This is a genomic window from Erwinia sp. 009765445 (genome assembly GCF_058137865.1).
The window spans coordinates 32816-52367 of sequence record NZ_JBYUWC010000022.1 but is presented as its reverse complement, the minus strand read 5'-3'; the positions used below and the strand labels follow the sequence as shown (position 1 = coordinate 52367).

17 protein-coding genes and 6 pseudogenes are annotated in these 19552 nt (G+C 54.4%); 8 read left to right on the top strand and 15 right to left on the bottom strand.

Features of this window, described 5'->3' with window-relative positions:
* Nucleotides 1-341: 341 nt before the first annotated feature.
* Nucleotides 342-1541 (bottom strand): S-methyl-5-thioribose kinase, encoded by a 1200-nt coding sequence (gene mtnK, locus AC3Y5R_RS20790; RefSeq protein ID WP_489922909.1) that lies wholly within the window; start codon nucleotides 1539-1541, stop codon nucleotides 342-344.
* Nucleotides 1542-1711: 170 nt separating this feature from the next.
* Between mtnK and mtnA the strand changes: the two genes are divergently transcribed.
* A complete protein-coding gene (mtnA, locus tag AC3Y5R_RS20785) occupies nucleotides 1712-2740 on the top strand; it encodes an S-methyl-5-thioribose-1-phosphate isomerase (protein ID WP_489922908.1) in 1029 nt (342 codons plus the stop codon).
* A gap of 476 nt (nucleotides 2741-3216) precedes the next feature.
* Here the strand turns inward: mtnA and AC3Y5R_RS20780 are convergent, their stop codons facing one another.
* The 3 genes from AC3Y5R_RS20780 to AC3Y5R_RS20770 are packed head-to-tail and all read right to left on the bottom strand — an operon-like array spanning nucleotide 3217 to nucleotide 5056.
* Entirely contained in the window at nucleotides 3217-3759 is a 543-nt protein-coding gene (locus AC3Y5R_RS20780) for a 1,2-dihydroxy-3-keto-5-methylthiopentene dioxygenase (protein WP_158783428.1), read from the bottom strand.
* A complete protein-coding gene (mtnC, locus tag AC3Y5R_RS20775; RefSeq protein ID WP_489922907.1) occupies nucleotides 3756-4445 on the bottom strand; it encodes an acireductone synthase in 690 nt (229 codons plus the stop codon). The genes AC3Y5R_RS20780 and mtnC overlap by 4 nt, the downstream gene beginning before the upstream one ends.
* Entirely contained in the window at nucleotides 4442-5056 is a 615-nt protein-coding gene (locus AC3Y5R_RS20770) for a methylthioribulose 1-phosphate dehydratase (RefSeq protein WP_489922906.1), read from the bottom strand. The genes mtnC and AC3Y5R_RS20770 overlap by 4 nt, the downstream gene beginning before the upstream one ends.
* 148 nt (nucleotides 5057-5204) lie before the next feature.
* On the opposite strand from AC3Y5R_RS20770, the gene AC3Y5R_RS20765 reads away from it, so the two are divergent.
* Nucleotides 5205-6365, top strand: a complete 1161-nt coding sequence (locus tag AC3Y5R_RS20765) for a pyridoxal phosphate-dependent aminotransferase (RefSeq protein WP_489922905.1) — start codon at nucleotides 5205-5207, stop codon at nucleotides 6363-6365.
* Complete coding sequence (locus tag AC3Y5R_RS20760; RefSeq protein WP_489922904.1) at nucleotides 6353-7120, top strand: amidohydrolase; 768 nt, start codon at nucleotides 6353-6355, stop codon at nucleotides 7118-7120. Before AC3Y5R_RS20765 ends, AC3Y5R_RS20760 begins: the two co-directional genes overlap by 13 nt.
* Nucleotides 7121-7358: 238 nt before the next feature.
* Here AC3Y5R_RS20760 and AC3Y5R_RS20755 read toward each other — a convergent pair.
* Nucleotides 7359-7448, bottom strand: a pseudogene (locus AC3Y5R_RS20755) (IS6 family transposase); the annotation flags it as partial.
* A 43-nt stretch (nucleotides 7449-7491) separates the two neighbouring features.
* Nucleotides 7492-7710: pseudogene (locus AC3Y5R_RS20750) on the bottom strand (recombinase family protein); the annotation flags it as partial.
* A gap of 251 nt (nucleotides 7711-7961) precedes the next feature.
* On the opposite strand from AC3Y5R_RS20750, the pseudogene AC3Y5R_RS20745 reads away from it, so the two are divergent.
* The 3 genes and pseudogenes from AC3Y5R_RS20745 to AC3Y5R_RS20735 all read left to right on the top strand — a co-directional run bounded on the left by AC3Y5R_RS20745 (nucleotide 7962) and on the right by AC3Y5R_RS20735 (nucleotide 10255).
* A pseudogene (locus AC3Y5R_RS20745) lies at nucleotides 7962-8697 on the top strand (carbonic anhydrase).
* 214 nt (nucleotides 8698-8911) lie between these two features.
* Nucleotides 8912-9104: pseudogene (locus AC3Y5R_RS20740) on the top strand (IS6 family transposase); the annotation flags it as partial.
* 533 nt (nucleotides 9105-9637) lie between these two features.
* A complete protein-coding gene (locus AC3Y5R_RS20735) occupies nucleotides 9638-10255 on the top strand; it encodes a lytic polysaccharide monooxygenase (protein WP_489922903.1) in 618 nt (205 codons plus the stop codon).
* A 439-nt stretch (nucleotides 10256-10694) separates the two neighbouring features.
* On the opposite strand, the gene AC3Y5R_RS20730 is transcribed toward AC3Y5R_RS20735, so the two are convergent.
* Complete coding sequence (locus AC3Y5R_RS20730; RefSeq protein WP_489922902.1) at nucleotides 10695-11579, bottom strand: esterase/lipase family protein; 885 nt, start codon at nucleotides 11577-11579, stop codon at nucleotides 10695-10697.
* Between the two features lie 214 nt (nucleotides 11580-11793).
* On the opposite strand from AC3Y5R_RS20730, the pseudogene AC3Y5R_RS20725 reads away from it, so the two are divergent.
* Nucleotides 11794-11877: pseudogene (locus tag AC3Y5R_RS20725) on the top strand (IS1 family transposase); the annotation flags it as partial.
* 44 nt (nucleotides 11878-11921) lie between these two features.
* A pseudogene (locus tag AC3Y5R_RS20720) lies at nucleotides 11922-12059 on the top strand (IS1 family transposase); the annotation flags it as partial.
* Between the two features lie 566 nt (nucleotides 12060-12625).
* Here AC3Y5R_RS20720 and AC3Y5R_RS20715 read toward each other — a convergent pair.
* The 8 genes from AC3Y5R_RS20715 to AC3Y5R_RS20680 form a co-directional block, all read right to left on the bottom strand.
* Nucleotides 12626-13957: a nucleobase:cation symporter-2 family protein gene (locus AC3Y5R_RS20715; protein WP_489922901.1), complete on the bottom strand. Its 1332-nt coding sequence runs from the start codon at nucleotides 13955-13957 to the stop codon at nucleotides 12626-12628.
* Between the two features lie 188 nt (nucleotides 13958-14145).
* Complete coding sequence (uraH, locus tag AC3Y5R_RS20710; RefSeq protein WP_489922900.1) at nucleotides 14146-14481, bottom strand: hydroxyisourate hydrolase; 336 nt, start codon at nucleotides 14479-14481, stop codon at nucleotides 14146-14148.
* The gene (gene uraD, locus AC3Y5R_RS20705) at nucleotides 14478-14972 is read right to left on the bottom strand and encodes a 2-oxo-4-hydroxy-4-carboxy-5-ureidoimidazoline decarboxylase (protein WP_489922899.1); all 495 of its coding nucleotides are present in this window, start codon (nucleotides 14970-14972) and stop codon (nucleotides 14478-14480) included. Before uraD ends, uraH begins: the two co-directional genes overlap by 4 nt.
* On the bottom strand, nucleotides 14969-16234 hold the full coding sequence (gene hpxK / locus AC3Y5R_RS20700; protein ID WP_489922898.1) for an allantoate amidohydrolase: 1266 nt from the start codon (nucleotides 16232-16234) through the stop codon (nucleotides 14969-14971). The genes uraD and hpxK overlap by 4 nt, the downstream gene beginning before the upstream one ends.
* Nucleotides 16234-17472: a pyridoxal-phosphate-dependent aminotransferase family protein gene (locus AC3Y5R_RS20695; RefSeq protein WP_489922897.1), complete on the bottom strand. Its 1239-nt coding sequence runs from the start codon at nucleotides 17470-17472 to the stop codon at nucleotides 16234-16236. Before AC3Y5R_RS20695 ends, hpxK begins: the two co-directional genes overlap by 1 nt.
* Complete coding sequence (locus AC3Y5R_RS20690; protein WP_489922896.1) at nucleotides 17459-18244, bottom strand: amino acid ABC transporter ATP-binding protein; 786 nt, start codon at nucleotides 18242-18244, stop codon at nucleotides 17459-17461. Before AC3Y5R_RS20690 ends, AC3Y5R_RS20695 begins: the two co-directional genes overlap by 14 nt.
* Complete coding sequence (locus AC3Y5R_RS20685; protein WP_158783439.1) at nucleotides 18225-18881, bottom strand: amino acid ABC transporter permease; 657 nt, start codon at nucleotides 18879-18881, stop codon at nucleotides 18225-18227. The genes AC3Y5R_RS20690 and AC3Y5R_RS20685 overlap by 20 nt, the downstream gene beginning before the upstream one ends.
* Entirely contained in the window at nucleotides 18878-19546 is a 669-nt protein-coding gene (locus AC3Y5R_RS20680; protein ID WP_489922895.1) for an amino acid ABC transporter permease, read from the bottom strand. Before AC3Y5R_RS20680 ends, AC3Y5R_RS20685 begins: the two co-directional genes overlap by 4 nt.
* Nucleotides 19547-19552 lie beyond the last annotated feature (6 nt).

The following is a 19552-nucleotide window of genomic DNA, read 5'->3' as shown; positions in this document are numbered from 1 at the left end:
TTTCTTTGTTTAAAAAAACGGAATGGCATCCTCAAAACGAGGTTGACCATCCCGTAAGTTTGCTGTGTACAGCCTTTGCCGCCCCTGTTCCGGAGCCTGGTTACTTCAGCCAATAAAATGCTTTTTTTGTAATATCCCTGAGATTAAGATTTCATTATTGTAAATAAAACATTAATCACGTTTCACTCACCCTGAAATTATTAATCAGAAGGGAAAAACAGGCAATTGCAATAATTACACATTGAGGGGTAAAAATTAGAATACGAACCGGGGAATACTCAGAAGGGGAAAAACAAGTTGGCTGATGGTCAATGATGCCCATCAGCCAGCCGGATTAATCGTCAGCCGTTCTGTCGCACGCGGGCGAGCAGCGCGTCGATATCTTCAATATGGTCAGCAGCCAGGATTAACGTGCGGCCCAGCGTTACCGCCTGACGAACACATTCAATGCGCATGGCGTCATCACCGATGGTTTTGATATCGGCGACCTGAGACATACCAACGGTACGGCGGATCAGCTCGGTACCGCAATAACCCAGCGTGTCGACCCACACCTTCCGCAGGAACTCAGCCGCATAACCCGGATAAGCGAGTGCGCGATCGCGGGTTTTCTCTGCGGCCAGCGCGAGGAAACCTTCGGCAAAGCTCTGCCAGGTTGCCCGCACGTCATTCAGACGTTTCTCACGGGCATCGGCTGCTTCACGCGGAGACAGCAAGCCTGGCAGCGCACAGTAGTTGATCAGCAAATTGCCGAGCGCACTGCCAACGTCAAAGCCCAGCGGGCCGTAAAAGCCAAATTCGGCATCGATCACCTTCAGGCTGCCTTGTGCAACGAAGATCGATCCGCTGTGAACATCGCCATGCAACAGCGCTTCGGCATTAGACAGGAAGCGATGCTTGAGAACCGCCACTTTATGGCGAAGTTCAGCGTCAGTGCGCAGTGAGGCAATCAGCGGTTCTAACGCACGTGGATAGCCATTGCGTTCGTGCTCTTCATAAGGCTCGTTGAAGAACAGTTCTTCGGTGATGTCACAGAGTTCAGGGTTAGTGAAGCGAATAACATCCGCTTTTTTCTGATGAGGGTGCTGATAAAAATCAGAGGTGTGGAACAGCGTTTGCGCCAGATAAGAGCCCAGCTGCGCGGCGGCCTGCGGATAATCAACGCCCTTAACCTGCTCGCCGCGCCAGATAGCGTGGCTGGAGAGATCTTCCATCACCATCACTGCCAGCTGCGGATCGTAGTGCAGGATTTTGACCGTGTGTTCAGGGCAGAACTCACTGTGAATTTGCAATACTTCCGCTTCGATACGGGCGCGATCCAGGGTCAGAGGCCAGGACTCGCCGACGCAGCGCACATAAGGCAGGGCCTGCTTGACAACAACGCGGCTGTGGCCTTCACGGTCGAAAATCTTGAACACCAGATTCAGGTTACCGTCGCCCACTTCCTGCGAGGTAACCAGGTTTTCCGGATTTTCAACGCCGCCAAACTGGCGTGCATATTCCACGGCATCCGCTGCAGTGAATGTACGGTATTGCGACATTAATTCACCCTCATCAAAACTTTCTGGTCTGCACGGCCACAGGCGCTGCGGTGGTTTTTTGGCGCTCTGTTATTGCGCTTTTTATTGCGAGCAAGCCGTTCAGACGTCTATACATCCGCAAAGCATGTTGGCACAATACGCCCTGATAACGCAACCAGGATTTAACTTCCATGCAGACACTGAGCACAACCAGCTTACAAGTTCGTGACAACCAGCTGTGGATCCTCGATCAGCAGGCCCTTCCCCAGAAAAAGATCTGGTGCCCGACACCCGGCGTGGCGGAGCTGGTCGGCCACATTAAAGCGCTGCGGGTACGTGGCGCGCCGCTGATTGGGCTTTCTGCCAGCCTGCTGCTGGCATTGCTGGCGGAGAAAGGCATGCCGAAGCCCGAGCTGGCCGCGGCACTGGAAGTTTTACGGGCTTCACGTCCGACCGCCGTTAACCTGATGAACAATCTTGACCGGATGAAACTGGCGCTGGCGCAGGATCACTTTGTGACCGCGTTGACCTTTGAGGCGCTACGTCTGGTTGAGGAAGATAAAGCGCTGTGTGACAACATTGCAGCAGCAGGAGTACAGCTGATTAAACCGGGCAGCCGTTTGCTGACGCATTGCAATACCGGTGGTCTGGCGACTGCGGGCGTGGGAACCGCGCTGGGAGTAATTTCCCGTGGCTGGCAGGAAGGCAAGGTGGAGAATGTCTGGGTCGATGAGACCCGCCCGCTGCTGCAGGGTGGTCGCCTGACGGCCTGGGAACTGGGTGAGCTTGGCGTGCCCTGCCGGCTGATTTGCGACAGCATGGCAGCCAGCCTGATGGCGCAAAAGCAGGTTGATGCCATCTGGGTCGGCGCTGACCGGATTGCGGCCAATGGTGACGTTGCCAATAAAATTGGCACTTACAGTCTGGCGGTGCTGGCACACTATCACCACATTCCGTTTTACGTTGCGGCTCCGCACACCACGCTCGATCCGGCCTGTCCGGATGGCAGTGCAATACCGATTGAGCAGCGTGCAGCCAGTGAAGTGACGGGAGTGGCGGGAAGCTTTGGCGAGGTGCAGTGGGCACCGGAAGAAGCCAGGGTGTACAACCCGGCCTTTGATGTGACGCCAGCAGCCTTGATCAGCGGATGGGTGCTGGATACAGGGGTGGTGACGCCCACCCAGGTGAATAACGGGATTTTCCAGCCTTCACAAGCGTAAGGGTTTGAGGTCAAAACCGGTTTCGGTGCCTGGCGTCAGCTGGGACTTAAGGTTAAAACCAGGTTCGGAGCCTGGCGTCAGCTGGAGGCCTGTTATCCGGGACGTCGTGAACCCATCCGTGGGGACTTGAATGCCGCGTCCCTGCGGCATACACCCGGCTAACAGGCCCCCAGCCGCCACCCAAAAACTTTAGAGTGATGAGTGAGGCCGGGGTTGCACAGGTCAAAGGCCTCAGCGAGCTCACAAACTTTTGAGCCGTTGATGAGGTGAAAGTCAGATTCAAAAACAACACCTCTTCGCAGCAACGCCATGACTTTGAGGCGGAGGGGTTACCCGGATAAGCGGACTGTTGAGCGCATGGGCGCGCGAATCAAGCCCTCATGGACGAGTTTACGGCGTGTCCGTGTTCCGGATAACCCCTTCAGCTGATATCCGATTCAACAGCAACTTCCACCACTAACCGTGTTTAGCAGCGACTAAGGTAAACGCGGATAAGCATCTGCGATCTTGTCGCCGGTAAAATTAGCGATCCAGCCTTCCTGATTATCGAAAATACGGATCGCCGTGAAGTGCGGAGCAGATCCCATATCGAACCAGTGCGGCGTGCCTGCCGGAACAGAGATCAGATCGTTCTTCTCACATAGGATCTGATAAATATGCCCGTCCAGGTGGAGGCAGAACAGCCCTGCCCCTTCCACAAAGAAACGCACTTCGTCTTCGCCGTGGGTATGTTCAGAGAGGAATTTGCCGCGCAGCGCCTCTTTCTGCGGATTATCCGCACGCATACTGATCACATCCCAGCTCTGATAGCCTTTCTCGGCCACCAGCTTATCAATGGCATGCTGGTAGGCTTTGATCACCGTTTCCGGCTCCGGGTTAGCACCCAGATCGCGATCGGCTTCCCAGCGTTCGAAACGCACCCCTTTGGCATTCAGCTGCTGGCGGATCTCTTCGGCATCGGTACTGTGCCACACTGGCGTGGTAGCTTCACTGTCGGTAAAAATAGTCAGTGCACTCATGAGGAAAACAGCTCCAGGTTAATCTGATCAAAACGGTTTACCTGACGATGACGGCTTGCTGCATCCGCTTCGCCGCGTAGTAACTGCACGGTGTTCCAGCCCGCTTCCTGTGCGGCATCCAGCTCCTGATGAATATCCGATAAAAACAGCAGCTCGCCCGCTGGCAGCGCTATTTTTCCGGCAATGTTACGGTAGGACGGCGTCTCACGCTTCGCGCCGACATGAGTATCGAAATACCCACTGAACAACGGAGTAATATCACCCGCATCGCTGTAGCCAAATAACAATTTCTGCGCTGCGACTGAGCCGGAGGAATAAACATACAGATCAATCCCCTGCTCCTTCCATGTTTTAAAAGCGGGCAGCACATCCGGATAAAGATGGCCGGTGAAGCTGCCGTTGACGTAGCCATCACGCCAGATCATTCCCTGCAGCGCTTTCAGCGCGGTTGATTTGCGATCCTCATCCATAAAGCCGAACAGCACGGCGATCAGATCTTCAACCGTCGCCTGTGGCCGGGCAATTTCATCACGCAGGTCACTAAGCCGCCCAGCCACATCTTCCCGGTGCTGGAAAGCGGCAATAAAGGCCGCCATGTTTTCCCGCGCGAACGGGAACAGCACGTTGTGGACAAAGCGAATATCGCTGGTCGTCCCTTCAATATCGGTCACAATCGCGCGGATCATTTGACCTCCAGCACACGACGTTGCAGTTCACACTGGAACAGGAATTCCAGCCCTTCAAGGTGGCGCTTCGCCTCATTAACGTCTTTACCCCAGCAAGTCAGCCCGTGGCCTCGCAGCAAAAAACCATATCGCAGCGGGGTCTGAGCGGCAAACTGCTCGATCCTCGCGGCCAGAGCGTCAATATCCTGATCGTTATCGAACAGCGCAATGGGTACAGAATCCAGATGCGAGCTTTGCCCGGCTAAAGTTTTCTGCATTTCATAGCCTTGCAGTTCCAATGCGGCCCCCTTCTCAACACGGGAAAGAACCGTGGAGTTGACGGTGTGGGTATGCAGCACCGCACCGGCTTGTGGAAACAGACGATAAATCAAAGTATGCAGCCCGGTCTCAGCCGAAGGCTTACGGCCCGAAGGTACTTTATTGCTGGCAATCTCCACCTGAATAAAGTCATTACGGGTCAGCGCGCCCTTATCCTTACCGGATTCGCTTAACAGGCAAAACTCGCTGTCCTGACGCACAGACATGTTACCGCCCGTCGCCGGGGCCCAGCCTCTGGCCCCAATCCAGTGGCAGGCCGCCACCAGCTGATCCAACTGTGAAATGATGCTCATTTTCTTTCTGCTCTCAGCCAGTCCGGACCGGCATAACATTCGCGTTTAGACGTCTAAGCGTCTCGATTGCCAAATAGTAGCATCGACGCTATAGTGGCGGCAACGAGTTAACACATCATAAAAGTCGCGTGATAAAAGGGTTACATTCATGAGCCAGACGTCAATCACTCCCGAGAGCAAACTGCCCGCGCTGGGCACCACCATCTTCACGCAAATGAGCGCACTGGCAGCACAGCACAACGCCATCAACCTGTCACAGGGCTTCCCGGATTTTGACGGCCCGGATTACCTGAAAGCCCGTCTCGCGCACCACGTCAGCGAAGGGGCGAATCAGTATGCGCCAATGACCGGCGTGCAGCCGCTACGGGATGCTATTGCCGCGAAAACTGCTGAGCTGTATGGCTACAAGCCGGACAGCAATAGCGAAGTGACCATCACTGCCGGGGCGACCGAAGCACTGTATGCGGCCATTACCGCGCTGGTCCGTCCGGGCGACGAGGTGATCTGCTTCGATCCGAGCTATGACAGCTACGCCCCGGCAGTGACGCTGGCTGGCGGCGTGATGAAACGCATCGCGCTGCAGCCGCCTGCTTTCCGTGTAGACTGGCAGGAATTTGCGGCTCTGCTTTCACCACGCACTCGCCTGGTGATCCTCAATACCCCGCATAACCCTTCAGCCACCGTCTGGCAGAAGAGCGACTTTGAGTCGCTGTGGCAGGCTGTGAAGGAGCAGGAAATTTATGTGCTGAGTGATGAGGTTTACGAGCACATCTGCTTTACGGAAGAAGGCCACGCCAGCGTGCTGGCTCATCCGCAGTTGCGTGAACGAGCCATTGCCGTCTCCTCCTTTGGCAAGACTTACCATATGACCGGCTGGAAAGTGGGTTACTGTGTAGCTCCGGTGGCCCTGACAGCAGAAGTCCGAAAAGTGCATCAGTATCTGACCTTCTCCGTTAACACGCCGGCTCAGCTGGCGCTGGCTGATATGCTGAATGCCGAACCGGAACATTACCGCGAGTTGCCTGACTTCTACCGTGCCCGTCGAGATTGCTTTGTACAGGCGTTGTCGAAAAGCCGCCTGGAAGTGCTGCCGTGCGAGGGAACCTATTTCCTGCTGGCCGATTACAGCGCCATCTCCGATCTGGATGACGTGGCGTTCTGCCAGTGGCTGACCAGAGAAGTCGGCGTGGCGGCTATTCCACTGTCGGTATTCTGCGCCGATGCCTTTCCCCATAAACTGATCCGCCTGTGCTTCGCCAAACAGGAAGCCACGCTGATTGCTGCTGCGGAGCGCCTGTGCAAAATTTAAAACTCAGCGTCTTACAACAGCCGCTGGTCTGGATGGACGGCGAAGCAAACCTGAGCTTTTTCGACCAGCTGATTGCCGGGCTATCCGGCCGCGATCTGATCATTCTGCCGGAGATGTTCACTACCGGCTTTGCGATGGAAGCGGCTGAAAGTTCACTGCCGGAAGCCCGCGTGATTGAGTGGCTGCATGAGAAAGCCAGGGCCACTCAGGCTCTGGTTGGCGGCAGCGCGGCAATTCAGACAGAAAAAGGAGCCGTGAACCGTTTCCTGCTGGTTGAGCCGGAAGGCAAGGTCCACAGCTACGACAAGCGCCATCTGTTCCGCATGGCCGACGAACACCATCATTATCTGGCGGGCGCTCGCCGTGAAGTGTTTGAGTGGCGCGGCTGGCGGATCCTGCCGCAGGTTTGCTACGACCTGCGCTTCCCGGTGTTCTCCCGCAATAACAATGATTACGACCTGGCACTGTACGTGGCAAACTGGCCAGCTCCGCGTGCCGGACACTGGCAGGCGCTGCTGCTGGCTCGCGCAATTGAAAACCAGGCGTATATCGCCGGATGCAACCGCGTTGGCAGCGATGGCAATAACCATCAGTACAGTGGCGACAGCCGGATTATCAGCCCACTGGGTGAGATCCTGGCGGCGGGCGAACCCCATCAACCTGCCGTGCTGAGTGCAGAACTGTCGCTGAAAACGCTGGAGGAGTACCGTGAGTGCTTCCCGGCATGGCGCGATGCAGACTCGTTCAGCCTGTAATCAGACTGATACACCTTATTATCCTGCCGGTCAGAGTGGATTCGTTCTGATAACTGAACCACTCTGATCTGATTGATGTGAAGCTCCGCGCATTACCAGCATTTCATCGCCGCATTCGTCTCCTCATCTTGATAGCGATCAAAAAGAATTATGACGTGTGCTCGGTATGATTCGGATCATGAACAGGAGTTCTGTCCCATTAACAGCAGTGGGTTGCGCAAAAGTTACGTTGATTTTTTTATGCAATTAGCTGGTGAAACTGTTCAGCTGGCGACAGGTCGTCCACGCCCGGATGCACGTACTGCCCCTTGCGTATCATATGTACTAGGCTGCATCGACTCTAACGACTCGGGTAATCGTCCATAAGAGCGTTCTGTCGCATTAACGTCAGCACCTTCATGATGAAGCGCAAGCACGGCGTTCCGATCTATGGAACGCCTGCGGCCAAAGCGACTGCCTTTCAGCTTTGCTTCGTCCCGACCTTCATTGGTACGCTCCAATATTCTGCGCCGTCCGGCCTGGGCTACTGCTGACAGGATAGTTGTAGCCGCTCGCGATCGAAATCCCTCAAACTCGCAATCATCGCAGATTTCAGCTCAGATTAAGTGACAATGAAAATCTGACCAGGCTCACATTAAGTGATAATGGGCTCGCATTTATCTTCCCCGGCCCGCAATCCATTCCCTCGGGCTCGCAATAACTGCAAATGAAAAACGCCATAATTTGTAACTCTGCCACCCGCTTTCTGGATCTCCGCTATTCTTAGATTGAAGCTGTGATTTGTTTAGCCGTACTATCAGAACAATTTTCGTTAACTCAATAACATAGGCTGGAGAACATTATGAAAATGAACCAACCGACTCACCCCTTGAGGCGCACGATCCTGAAACAAACACTTGCTGTTTCTGCCCTTTCGGTCGCAGGAATGGCGGCCTTATCAGTGCCATCCATCTCTTTTGCGGCATCACTCAGCAAAGAGGAACGTGATGGTATGACACCGGATGCTGTGATTGAACATTTTAAGCAAGGTAACCTGCGCTTCCGGGAAAATAGGCCGGCTAAACATGATTATCTGGAGCAGAAACGTAGCAGCGCTACTGGTCAATATCCAGCTGCCGTAATCCTTAGTTGTATTGACTCACGTGCACCGGCGGAAATTGTACTGGATGCAGGGATTGGCGAAACGTTTAATTCCCGTGTTGCAGGGAATATCAGCAATCGTGATATGCTGGGCAGCATGGAATTTGCCTGTGCAGTTGCCGGCGCGAAAGTTGTGCTGGTGATGGGACATACCCGTTGCGGTGCCGTTCGTGGTGCTATTGATAATGCTGAATTAGGTAATCTGACGGGTCTGCTGGATGAAATAAAACCTGCGATTGAAAGAACAGAGTACAGCGGTGAGCGTAAGGGTAGCAATTATGATTTTGTTGATGCAGTAGCTCGAAAAAAATGTCGAACTGACCATTGAAAATATCCGCAAAAACAGCCCGGTACTGAAACAGCTGGAAGACCAGAAGAAAATCAAAATTGTTGGCAGCATGTACAACCTTGTTGGCGGCAAGGTTGATTTTTTTTAAGTATAAAGACAACCTTAAATTGTCGCGTGATACTTCCCCATGAACAATTATGCATAGAATGAATTTTCTGCACTACGATAATTGCGCTTTTAAGGCAGACCCAAAATACACAACCCGGTGAGACAGCTTTTCTGTCTCATTTGGGTTGTTTTTGGGTTCTATCGCATCAATAAGTTACCAGGTAATATACTGTTTTTTTGTAATGTTGCCTGTATTGTCTCTGATTCGGAATGCCTTTAAACGCCTGCATTATCCCGTCGATGTTATTGCTCAGTGTGTCCGCTGGTATCTGGCGCCTGCGCAACCTGGAAGAAATGATGGCTGAGCGGGGTATCATCGTTGACCATTCCATACTTCACCGCTGGATTATCCGGCTGGTACCTCTGCTGGACAGGGCGTTTCGCCGGCTGAACAGTTTATCTGATGGCAGCCTGAAAAACAGGAAACACAACTTTTTCCGGTCTGCTGACGTTAATGCGACAGAGCCAATATATGGTGCAGTGTATGAAGGGGAGCACAGGTCATGCAAACACCCGATCACGCCGTAGGCGTGCTACGTTCGAGCTTCGCCCCCATCACCCCTAAAATATATTTTCTGGCGGCATAAGATAATTAACAATGAAGATAAAAATAATAAGATCAAATGTTGTACCGATATATTTACATGACATCATCAACGTTTATATGTGACAAAATAAATTGTTACATCAGGGCGTTAACCCTCGCCGCAATCACCGCGATGGGCGACACCCCCCTATTTTAACTTCATTGCACCACCGCCCCTGTAAAATATAATTCACAAAGTTATTTTATTGCTGATACCCGCAATAGCGGGTAATAATTTTCCCCTATAATATACTCACATTCTACGCATGTTAATGAATGTGTAATCATCAAGAAAATAACGACAATACCCTAATTACCTCTGGAGACATCACCTATGAATAAATATTGTTTTTTATCCATTTGCTCGGCCATCGCATTAATGACGGTCTCAAACCTCAGTGAGGCGCAAGAAATTTCCCTGCGACACGGGTTCGTCAGCGTTCCCCCCTCACGCGCGTATCTTTGTTCCGCACAGGGCGGTAATTTGAACAAAAATTGCGGTTCAATTCAGTATGAGCCGCAGTCGCTGGAAGGGCCGAAAGGCTTTCCTGCCAGCGGTCCGGAAGATGGAAAAATCGCCAGCGCCGGGCACGATAATTATGCGGCACTGGATGAACAAACGGCAACGCGGTGGCATCACTTCAATCTGTCGACCGGAGACAATACCTTTACCTGGACTCTGACCGCGCCGCATAAAACGGATAAATGGCGTTTCTTTATCACCAAAAAAGACTGGAATCCAAATGAAAATCTGACGCGTGACCAGTTTGATCTCAATAAACCCCTGTGCGAGCAAAATGATGAGGGAAAAATGCCGGAGAGAACGGTAACCATTAAAGGCTGCACTATCCCGTCAGATTATACCGGCTATCATGTTATTTTAGGCATATGGGATATTGCTGACACAGCCAATGCGTTTTATCAGGTAATAGATGTCGATGTAAAATCCTGATATCTGACCGCCGAAAAAGAGGCTGTGTATTTCTGCTGGTAGTTGAAAGAAAAACAGCCTCTACCTTATGCCGGAGGGTTCTGTGGCATTAAGCGGATCATCAGGTAACATGCTGTTTTTTTTTGTGATGTTGCCTGCCCATGTCACTGACCCTGACCCAAAAAGCCTTCAAACGCCTGCATTATCCCGCTAATGTAATAGCCAGTGTGTCCGCTGGTATCTGGCATACTAAATAGCTGCGCGGAATAGTAGATCACTTTGAGGGAACTCAGCCCGGATTGTGCGATCTGATCAATCGCCAAACTAATATAAATCACCCACCGGACTGAGCAATGCCGATCTATCCCCTGCGATCGGGTGGTCAGTATCAGTGTGCAGCCCGCCTGATCGGCGGGATGCGTTATTTTGATGTTACCGCGTTGTCGCCATCGCCAGCTGATTAAAGTCCCTTTCTTCTCAGACGATCGACATGTTCAACATAGATTTCAAGCGGATCAGTATTACTGCTGACCGTGCCCATGACCTGATTAATCGCATCCAGATGATCGAGAGAATAATCTGAACGTATCACTTTACCCAGATGCGAAGCATAGCGTCCAACCAGACCATCATTTTCAAAACGCTCTTTGGTGAAAAACAGCGAAGCGGCAACCATAGCGACATGAGAAGGATCAAGGTTATTGAATCCCTGACTAAATGGGTTGTAGTCAATAATACCGCTCCATGAGTAGTAATAAACGCCATTCTCATACTCATTGCCTTCGCCGCCCCACTCTTGCGGCAGTCCCTGCGGATATTTAGCATTAAATGCAGCCACCCCTTCCGTGGTCAAAGCATCGAGTGCGGCTATCGAGTCCTGAGGTAAATCCGGATTTCCGGTTATCACAGACATCAACACGCCAAAAATATTCATAATTTGCGAGGCGATCAATTCCGGCAGACCGTCCGGAGACAGAGCAGTACGCACCAGATCGGCAAATTCAGAACCGAAGTTAACCCCATTAACCGATGTGACCGATGCGACCAGTTCGGGATGAGTCGCGGCGACATAGCGACATGCCAGCGGTCCCTGACTGTGTCCGATTAAATTGACTTTCTCGCAACCGGTTGTGTCCACAATCTTTTTAACAAACTCCAGTAGCTGCTCCCCGCGCACTTCATTGCTGTTTTCCGCCGACATGGAAACAGTAAACACCGTGGCCCCGGCGTTGTTTAATGCCGTTTCCACCCCATAGAAATAGGGATAAATTCCGGCAATTTTGTCAAAACCAAACAGGCCATGAACAAGCACAATGGGATATTTTAAAGTTGAGTCGTCAGACATCTTGTAATCTCCTGAATAACGTTATGTACTTAAGATGAAAAATCAATAAGATCACTCTTTTGATAAAAATTCATCCGCAATGTTTGCGACAGGCGATAGCGCGGTTTATTCCCTACCTAAAATCAGGCTAAAGAGAATATCCCGGCATTCTTTTATCGGGTAATACCTCTAATTGGTTGAATTGATATATAATGCCCGCTTTTGAGACTCCCTTATAGCCAGCGTTAATATTCATTGTCCCCGTTGCAATTCAGCCCAGGTTTATCGTTGTGGTCAGAACCCCTGTGGACATGACCGCTTCCGATGCGCCACCGTGTGTTCCAGCTCAATTATTCTCATGAGCTACGTACCCGTATCAAACGACTTGCGCGGAAAACGATATGCTTCTCGCGCTCAATCGAAAGCCACGAAAAAGTCATCGGGGCCTTCATCGAAAAAACATGTTGTACTCATTGGATGCATTATCCAATTATCAGATAAAAGATGGCTAAATTTTAACTTCACCCTGATATGAAATTCCCATTACCGCTGAATTCGAATATTAAGATATCAGGCAGCAATAACAGTGCAATTGCAAAAAATAGCAACTTACAGGCGGAAATTAGCATCTTATTGAATTCAGTAATTATCAGGTGTCATCGGAGGGATTTACGTAGAAAATATTCAGTCCTGCGTCGGCAGGTACCGATTAACGGCGTTCGCAGAGGGTTCTGTCGCATTAACAGCGTGATGTCAGTAAGAGTTGCACTGCCGCTTTTTTAGGCGGCCAACAGATAAAATTGTTCCGCCGGGCACAGGCCATACTGGCAGGAATTGAGTTAGTACATATGATACGCAAGGGCAGTACGTGCATCCGGGCGTGGACGACCTGTCACCAGCTAATTGCACAAAAAAACAGTCAACGTAACTTTTGCGCAACCCACTGCCGTTAATGCGACAGAACCTTTGATCATCCTTGTCACCAGAAACCTGAAATCCGCCATTAATTATCCGGATATTTACTGGCGAACTGTAAATATTTTCTGGCTAAATATCACTGCCCCCGCTCACAAATTCCCATCCCGCGAAGGATGTACGCTGACCGGACGCTTCGCCACACTGTTGAAGATGATATTCAACGTGACCGACACCAGGCAGGCAGCGCTGATCCCGGAGTGGAAAATAGTGCGCACCCAGCCGGAGAACTGGTCGTAGAAGGAAGGCATCACAATCGGGATCATGCCAAAGGCAATGGAAGTCGCCACCACCACCAGATTCATATTCTCTTTGTAATCCACTTTCGCCAGCGTACGGATGCCGCTTGCCGCGACGGTCCCAAACAACACCACGCCAGCGCCGCCCAGCACCGGCATCGGTACTGCCGCGACAATCCGGCCCAGTACCGGCAGGCAGCCCAACAGCACCAGGATCATCCCACCAGCGGCCACGACATAGCGGCTTTTAATCCCGGTGATAGCCACCAGCCCGATGTTCTGGGCAAAAGCGCTCTGCGGGAAGGAGTTGAAGAGGGGAGCCAGCGCGCTGGTCAGCATATCCGCCCGTAGACCGCTGGCGATACGCTGACTGTCCACTCTGGTACCGACAATTTCACCGATGGCGATCAGTCCGGCGGTGGTTTCTGTCAGCAGCACCAGCACAATCAGCGTCATTGACAGGATCGCCGCCACATTGAACACCGGCATTCCAAAGGTCAGCACACCCGGCAAGGCCAGCATGTCACCGTTGAGCACCGTGGAGAAGTGAGTTTTGCCACCGACGACGGCAAACAGCGTTCCCAGCACCATGGCCAGTAATACAGCCAGCCTTTTTACCGCAGCGTTACCAATGCGGTTAAGCAACAGCACCATGCCCAGCGTCAGCGCGGCCAGACCAATATTCGTCGTGGAGCCCCATCCCGGCGCAGCAGGGTTACCGCCCATCGCCCAGCGGGCGGCCACCGGCATCAGCGACAGGCCGATCACGGTGATCACTGTTCCGGTCACGACCGGCGGAAAGAAGCGGATAATATGAGCGAACAGCGGCGCTATCAGCAGCCCAATCAGCGACGAAGCGATTACCGCGCCAAAAACCACCGGCAGCCCGCCGCCGCCCGTCACCAGCGTCACCATGGTAGCCACACCGGCAAAGGAGACGCCCTGCACCAGCGGCAGGCGTGAGCCAAAGCCGGGCACGCCAAGCGCCTGCAGCAGCGTGGCGCAGCCGCTGACGAACAGCGCCGCCGTCACCAGCATCCCCAACTCTGCGGCATGCAGCCCGGCAGCGGAGCCAATAATCAGCGGTGGTGCGATAATGCCGCCATACATGGTCAGCACGTGTTGCAAACCCCAGGCAAAGGATTTCCCTGCCGGATAACGCATATCTTCTGGCCTGATGCTCATTATTTCACCCTTTGATGCTTAGCCCGCTAACATAGATTAAGGAATTAAATGTTCTCTCAGGCATCCCCAAAATAATTCGAGCTGCAGGAAGGCGGCCAGCAAGCAAATCCCCGGGAGCTTACTTGAGTAAGTGACTGGGGGGCGCTCGTACAGCCAACGCACCTGCAGTTTGAAGTATGAAGGGGATGTCAACTTCCCCGGTAAGTGGACCACGACCACGGTGAAATCAGGAAGGGCAAATGGTAGTGACTGCCCGCTTCCGGCAGCACAAAATCAATCTGCGCGCTGACATAAAGCGCATCGCGCCCCGTGGCCGCAAAGTAGTCGCCAATTTCGGCAATCAGGCGGTAATGGCCGGGAGCCAGCGGCTCGGGGGTCAGCTCTTTGATGCGGCCATCGGCATCGGTGCTGCCCTGAGCCACCGGCAACCAACCCTGGCTGCTGTTCTGCTCCAGTGAAATCGCCACGCCGATCGCCGGTTTGCCCAGCGCGGTATCCAGAACGTGAGTGGTGATGGTGCTCATTGAAAGGTCTCCCTGAGGCGCAGCCGGGTGATTTCCCGCAGTTGATCGAGCGCCTCCTGCTGTTCCTGCTGTGGATCGTTCGCCAGACGGCGCACCAGCTCTGAGATCATTTCTTCGCCGCTGCGTCCTTTGGCACGAATTAAAAATACCCGGCCGAAGCGCTGCTCATAAGCGGCATTCCCCGCTTTCAGCGCCTGCTTCAGCTGGTGGTCTTCCGCATTCACGCTGGACTGCTCACCACGGGAGAGTGCGGCTTCTTTGCCGCTCCCCCGGGCATTCTCACCAATACGGGGATGGGCAGAGAGCGCCTGGATCAGTGACTTTGCGTCCCATTGCTGCGCCAGCGTATCGCCCTGTTGCAACAGATCGTCCAGCGAAGCGTAAGGCCGCTGCGACACCAGTGCCGTCACCCAGTCATTCAGCGCCACGCAGTGAGCAATCAGTTTTTTTGCTTCGGCAGCCGACGCCAGATTAAATTGTTCCAGCTTCATCGCAGGTCTCCTGCCACATCCCGTACCACCCGCGCATAAGCCTGAATGGCGCTGGCGACGTCCTGCTCCATCACCGATTCAGACGGATGGTGGCTGATGCCGCGCTCGTTACGCACGAACAGCATTCCCACTGGCCAGCGGCCGGCGATGGCGATTGCATCATGCCCCGCCCCACTTGGCAGCGACAGGCTGCGGCCCTGCACTTGTGTTACCGCGCGACTCAACGCAGCCTGCAACCCTTCATCACAGCGGGTTGCCGGGATCTGATAATACTCATCCGCGCTGAAGGACAGTCCGCGACGAAGAGCGATGGCTTCCGCCTGGGTCAGTAACTCAGACAGCAGCTCTGCCAGCGGCCGATCTTCCGGCCCGCGTATATCCAGCGTCAGTGCCACATCGCCGGGAATAACGTTCACCGCGCCCGGAGAGCATTGCAGCGTGCCTACCGTCGCCACCAGCTGTGGGCTGTGTTTCGGCGTGGTCTGCTCGATAAACACCATCCACTCCGCAGCGGCAGCCAGTGCATCTTTTCGGTGGGTCATAGGTACAGTGCCTGCGTGCCCCGCTTCACCCACAAAACGGCAGTTCAGGCGACGAGCGCCATTAATTGCCGTCACCACGCCCAGCGGCAGATCTTCCTGCTCCAGACATGGCCCCTGCTCAATATGCAGTTCCAGATAAGCGACAATCTCTTTCACTTCACGCGCAGCCTGCTGAATGGCTCCGGCATCCAGCCCGACGTCCGCCATCGCTTCCGCTACGGTGATACTGTTGCCATCAGGATGGGTGAGCCAGCTTTCCGGCCAGGTGCCGGTAATACCACGACTGCCAAGCAGGGTAATGCCGAAGCGCGTGCCTTCTTCATCGCCAAAGCCTACGATCTCCACTGCCAGCGGCAGCCTTTTACCTTCGGCCTGCAGCGACTGCACGGTTTCAATCGCGGTCAGCACGCCGAGCATGCCGTCATAGCGTCCGGCATTACGCACGGTATCCAGATGCGAGCCCAGCAGCAGCGCAGGTGCCCCCGGTTCCAGACCTTCATAGCGGCCACAAATATTGCCGACGCTGTCCTGCCAGACCGTCATCCCCGCCGCCGCCATCCACTCACCGACCAGCGCGTTGGCACGCAGATGCTCAGTTGAAAGATACACGCGGGTCAGAAACTCCGGCGTTTCGCTGATTTCTGCCAGTTGGTCACAGCGGGCCATCACCCTGGCGGCCGCCTGTGCCGCCTGAGCCGCGTTCATCAGGCCGTCACTCATCAGCAGCTCCCATTGGCGTAATGGTCCCAGGCTGACTGCATGGCCGCTCCCTGGGTGGTTTTGAAGCCCAGATAGTTCAGCACCGACTCCAGCGCGCTCAGCGTTTGCATCACGCAGTCTTTACGGGCGTTGTAGCCCATTGTGCCGATGCGCCAGACCTTGCCGTGCAGCGGGCCAAATGAGGTGCCGATCTCAATACCGAAATCTTCCAGCATCAGCTTGCGAACCTGATCGCCGTTCACGCCCTGCGGGATCACCACGCCGAGCACGTTATTCATTTTGTGTTTCAGGTTGCCGAAAGTGTCCAGCCCCATGCCCTGAATGCCTTTCAGCAGCGCATCGCCGTGCAGCTTGTGGCGGGCAATGCCCTTATCCAGCCCTTCCTGGAGGATCAGCCGCGCACATTCACGCGCGCCAAACAGGGCTGAAGTCGCTTCGGTATGGTGGTTCAGGCGCTCCGGTCCCCAGTAATCCATGATCATCCCGAGATCGAAGTAGTTGGAGTAGATCATCTCGTCATCGCCATCCTGGTGCGCCGCAGTGCGGATCCCCTCTTCCACGCATTTACGCTTGCGGATCACCGCTTCCATCTCCGGGCTGAGGGTGACTGGCGAGGTGCCGGACGGGCCACCCAGACACTTCTGCATCCCGGCTGAAACCGCATCAAGTCCCCAGGCATCGGTTTCCAGCGCATTCCCGGCAAACGAAGCAGTGGCATCGGTATAGAACAACACACCGTACTTTTTACAGATTGCCCCCAGCTCTTCCAGCGGCTGCAGCATGGTGGTCGAGGTGTCGCCCTGCACCGTCAGCAGCAGGCGTGGACGCACGACTTTGATCGCATCTTCAATCTGGTCCGGGGTGAAAACTTCGCCCCACGGCGCTTCGATGGTGTGCACTTCGGCACGGCAGCGGCGGGCAATTTCACACAGCAAATGGCCGAAGCGGCCAAATACCGGCACCAGCACCTTATCGCCGGGACGGATCGCAGACAGCAGGATTGCCTCGATCCCCGCGCGGGAAGTGCCGTCGATCAGCATCGTCCAGCGGTTTTGGGTACGGAATACGCCACGATACAGCTCCATCACTTCGTTCATATAATGCGTCATTGCCGGATCGTACTGCCCGAGCAGCTGGCTGGACATGGCACGTAACACGCGCGGATCGGCATTGATCGGTCCCGGCCCCATCAGCAGGCGTTGTGGCGGGTTAATTTGTGGGTACTTAGATAAATCCATCTTCTCTGTCCTTCTTTTGTGATCCCGGCGCGCTTAGCTGAGGCCGCGTGACCCGTGAGATAAACTGTTTGAGTTCCTGAGTTTGCGGGCTGGCGAAGACCGTTTTGCTGTCGCCCTGCTCCCACACGCGGCCCTGATGCATAAACACCACGCGGTCGCCCACTTCACGGGCGAAACTCATTTCATGGGTCACGAGGATTAGCGTCATGCTCTCTTTTGCCAGTTGCTCAAGCACCTTCAGCACTTCCCCGACCAGTTCCGGGTCAAGAGCAGAAGTGATTTCATCACATAGCAGTACCTTCGGCGACATCGCCAGGGCTCGGGCAATCGCCACTCGCTGCTGCTGACCGCCGGAGAGATTGGCGGGATAATAATCCATGCGGTCGCCCAGGCCGACTTTCTCAAGCATCTGTGCCGCGAGAGTCCGGCACTCGGCCTCTTTCTTCTTCAGCACCCAGCGCGGAGCCAGCATGACATTTTCCAGCGCGGTCATGTGCGGGAACAGGTTGAAGTTCTGGAAAACCATACCGACCGAGCGGCTGATTTCGCGCGCCTGGGTATCCCGCTCGGTAATGGTCATACCGCCGAGCTTGATGCTGCCTTCCTGATAGCCTTCCAGCCCATTCATGCAGCGCAGCAGGGTACTTTTTCCAGAGCCGCTGCGACCGATAATGGAAATGACTTCACCCATTTCTACGTCGAGATCCACGCCTTTCAGCACGTGATTGTCGCCGTAGTATTTCTGCACCTGATTAATGGTGATGAGCGGCATTGAATTTCTTCTCCAGTGACTTGCTGTAGCGGGACAGCGGATAACACATCAGGAAGTAGCCCAGGGCCACCAGTCCGAAGACTTTAAAGGGTTGATAAGTCACGTTGTTAAGGATGGTGCCGGCCTTGGTCAGCTCGACAAAACCGATGATTGACGCCAGCGCCGTGCCTTTCACCACCTGCACCGCAAATCCCACCGTCGGCGCGATGCCAATCCGCAGCGCCTGCGGCAGCACCACGCGGTACAGCGTCTGACCAAAATTCAGGCCCAGGCAGCGTGAAGCTTCCCACTGCCCTTTGGGCAGGGCTTTGATGCTGCCGTGCCAGATATCGACCAGAAAAGCACTGGTATAGAACGTCAGTGCCAGCGAGGCCGCCGTCCACGGTGAAACATCCACGCCAAACAGCGCCACGCCAAAAAAGACCAGGAACAGCTGCATCAGCAACGGCGTACCCTGGAACAGTTCGATATAGCCGCGGATCAACCGGTTCGGCCAGCGGCGGCCGGTCAGCCGGATGGTCACCAACGGCAACGCCACCACCGTGCCGCCGAAGAAGGCAGTCAGTGACAGCAACAGGGTCCAGCGCGCTGCCAGCAGCAGATTGCGCAGGATGTCCCAGTCGGTAAATGTCGTCATCCTGGCGCTCCTCCCAACCACTTGCGTCCGGCAGCCAGCAGAACCTGACGCATCGCAATCGACAGCGCGAGGTAGATCAGCGTGGTCACCAGGTACACCTCAAAGCTCAGAAAAGTGCGCGACTGGATCAGGTTGGCAGCAAAGGTCAGTTCTTCACAGGAGACCTGCGATACCACCGACGAGCCGAGCATCACGATAATGCACTGGCTGACCAGCGCCGGATAAATACGTTTCAGCGACGGCGGCAGCACGACCCGCAGGAAAGTCTGCGTGTGGGTCAGGCCGAGTACCCGTCCGGCCTCCCACTGCCCTTTCGGGGTCACCTGGATCCCGGCTCGGATGATTTCGGTGCTGTAGGCACCGAGATTAATCAGCATCGCCAGTAACGCCGCTTCACCCGCGGTGAGCTTCAGCCCCAGATTCGGCAGGCCAAAGACGATAAAGAACAGCTGGACCACAAACGGCGTGTTGCGGATCAGCTCAACATAGCAGCCCCACAGCCGGCGGAGCAGTGAAGGCCTGCCGCTGCGCAGGGCCGCTCCCAGAATGCCCAGCGACACGCCACCCACGGTAGCCAGCACGGTCAGCTGGATGGTGGCCCATAGCCCGGAGAGCAGCTCCGGCCAGTGTGGCCAGAGCGCAGGAAAGTTGAGTTGCCCCATCATCGCCTG

What these genes read in the sequence shown, in the direction of transcription:
- AC3Y5R_RS20730 (WP_489922902.1), bottom strand. Translation starts at nt 11,579, where the DNA reads ATGTCTGACGACTCAACTTTAAAATATCCCATTGTGCTTGTTCATGGC.
- AC3Y5R_RS20680 (WP_489922895.1), bottom strand. Translation starts at nt 19,546, where the DNA reads ATGATGGGGCAACTCAACTTTCCTGCGCTCTGGCCACACTGGCCGGAG.
- uraD (WP_489922899.1), bottom strand. Translation starts at nt 14,972, where the DNA reads ATGAAGCTGGAACAATTTAATCTGGCGTCGGCTGCCGAAGCAAAAAAA.
- mtnK (WP_489922909.1), bottom strand. Translation starts at nt 1,541, where the DNA reads ATGTCGCAATACCGTACATTCACTGCAGCGGATGCCGTGGAATATGCA.
- hpxK (WP_489922898.1), bottom strand. Translation starts at nt 16,234, where the DNA reads ATGAGTGACGGCCTGATGAACGCGGCTCAGGCGGCACAGGCGGCCGCC.
- mtnA (WP_489922908.1), top strand. Translation starts at nt 1,712, where the DNA reads ATGCAGACACTGAGCACAACCAGCTTACAAGTTCGTGACAACCAGCTG.
- AC3Y5R_RS20765 (WP_489922905.1), top strand. Translation starts at nt 5,205, where the DNA reads ATGAGCCAGACGTCAATCACTCCCGAGAGCAAACTGCCCGCGCTGGGC.
- AC3Y5R_RS20695 (WP_489922897.1), bottom strand. Translation starts at nt 17,472, where the DNA reads ATGGATTTATCTAAGTACCCACAAATTAACCCGCCACAACGCCTGCTG.
- mtnC (WP_489922907.1), bottom strand. Translation starts at nt 4,445, where the DNA reads ATGATCCGCGCGATTGTGACCGATATTGAAGGGACGACCAGCGATATT.
- AC3Y5R_RS20715 (WP_489922901.1), bottom strand. Translation starts at nt 13,957, where the DNA reads ATGAGCATCAGGCCAGAAGATATGCGTTATCCGGCAGGGAAATCCTTT.
- uraH (WP_489922900.1), bottom strand. Translation starts at nt 14,481, where the DNA reads ATGAGCACCATCACCACTCACGTTCTGGATACCGCGCTGGGCAAACCG.
- AC3Y5R_RS20770 (WP_489922906.1), bottom strand. Translation starts at nt 5,056, where the DNA reads ATGAGCATCATTTCACAGTTGGATCAGCTGGTGGCGGCCTGCCACTGG.
- AC3Y5R_RS20735 (WP_489922903.1), top strand. Translation starts at nt 9,638, where the DNA reads ATGAATAAATATTGTTTTTTATCCATTTGCTCGGCCATCGCATTAATG.
- AC3Y5R_RS20780 (WP_158783428.1), bottom strand. Translation starts at nt 3,759, where the DNA reads ATGAGTGCACTGACTATTTTTACCGACAGTGAAGCTACCACGCCAGTG.
- AC3Y5R_RS20690 (WP_489922896.1), bottom strand. Translation starts at nt 18,244, where the DNA reads ATGCCGCTCATCACCATTAATCAGGTGCAGAAATACTACGGCGACAAT.
- AC3Y5R_RS20685 (WP_158783439.1), bottom strand. Translation starts at nt 18,881, where the DNA reads ATGACGACATTTACCGACTGGGACATCCTGCGCAATCTGCTGCTGGCA.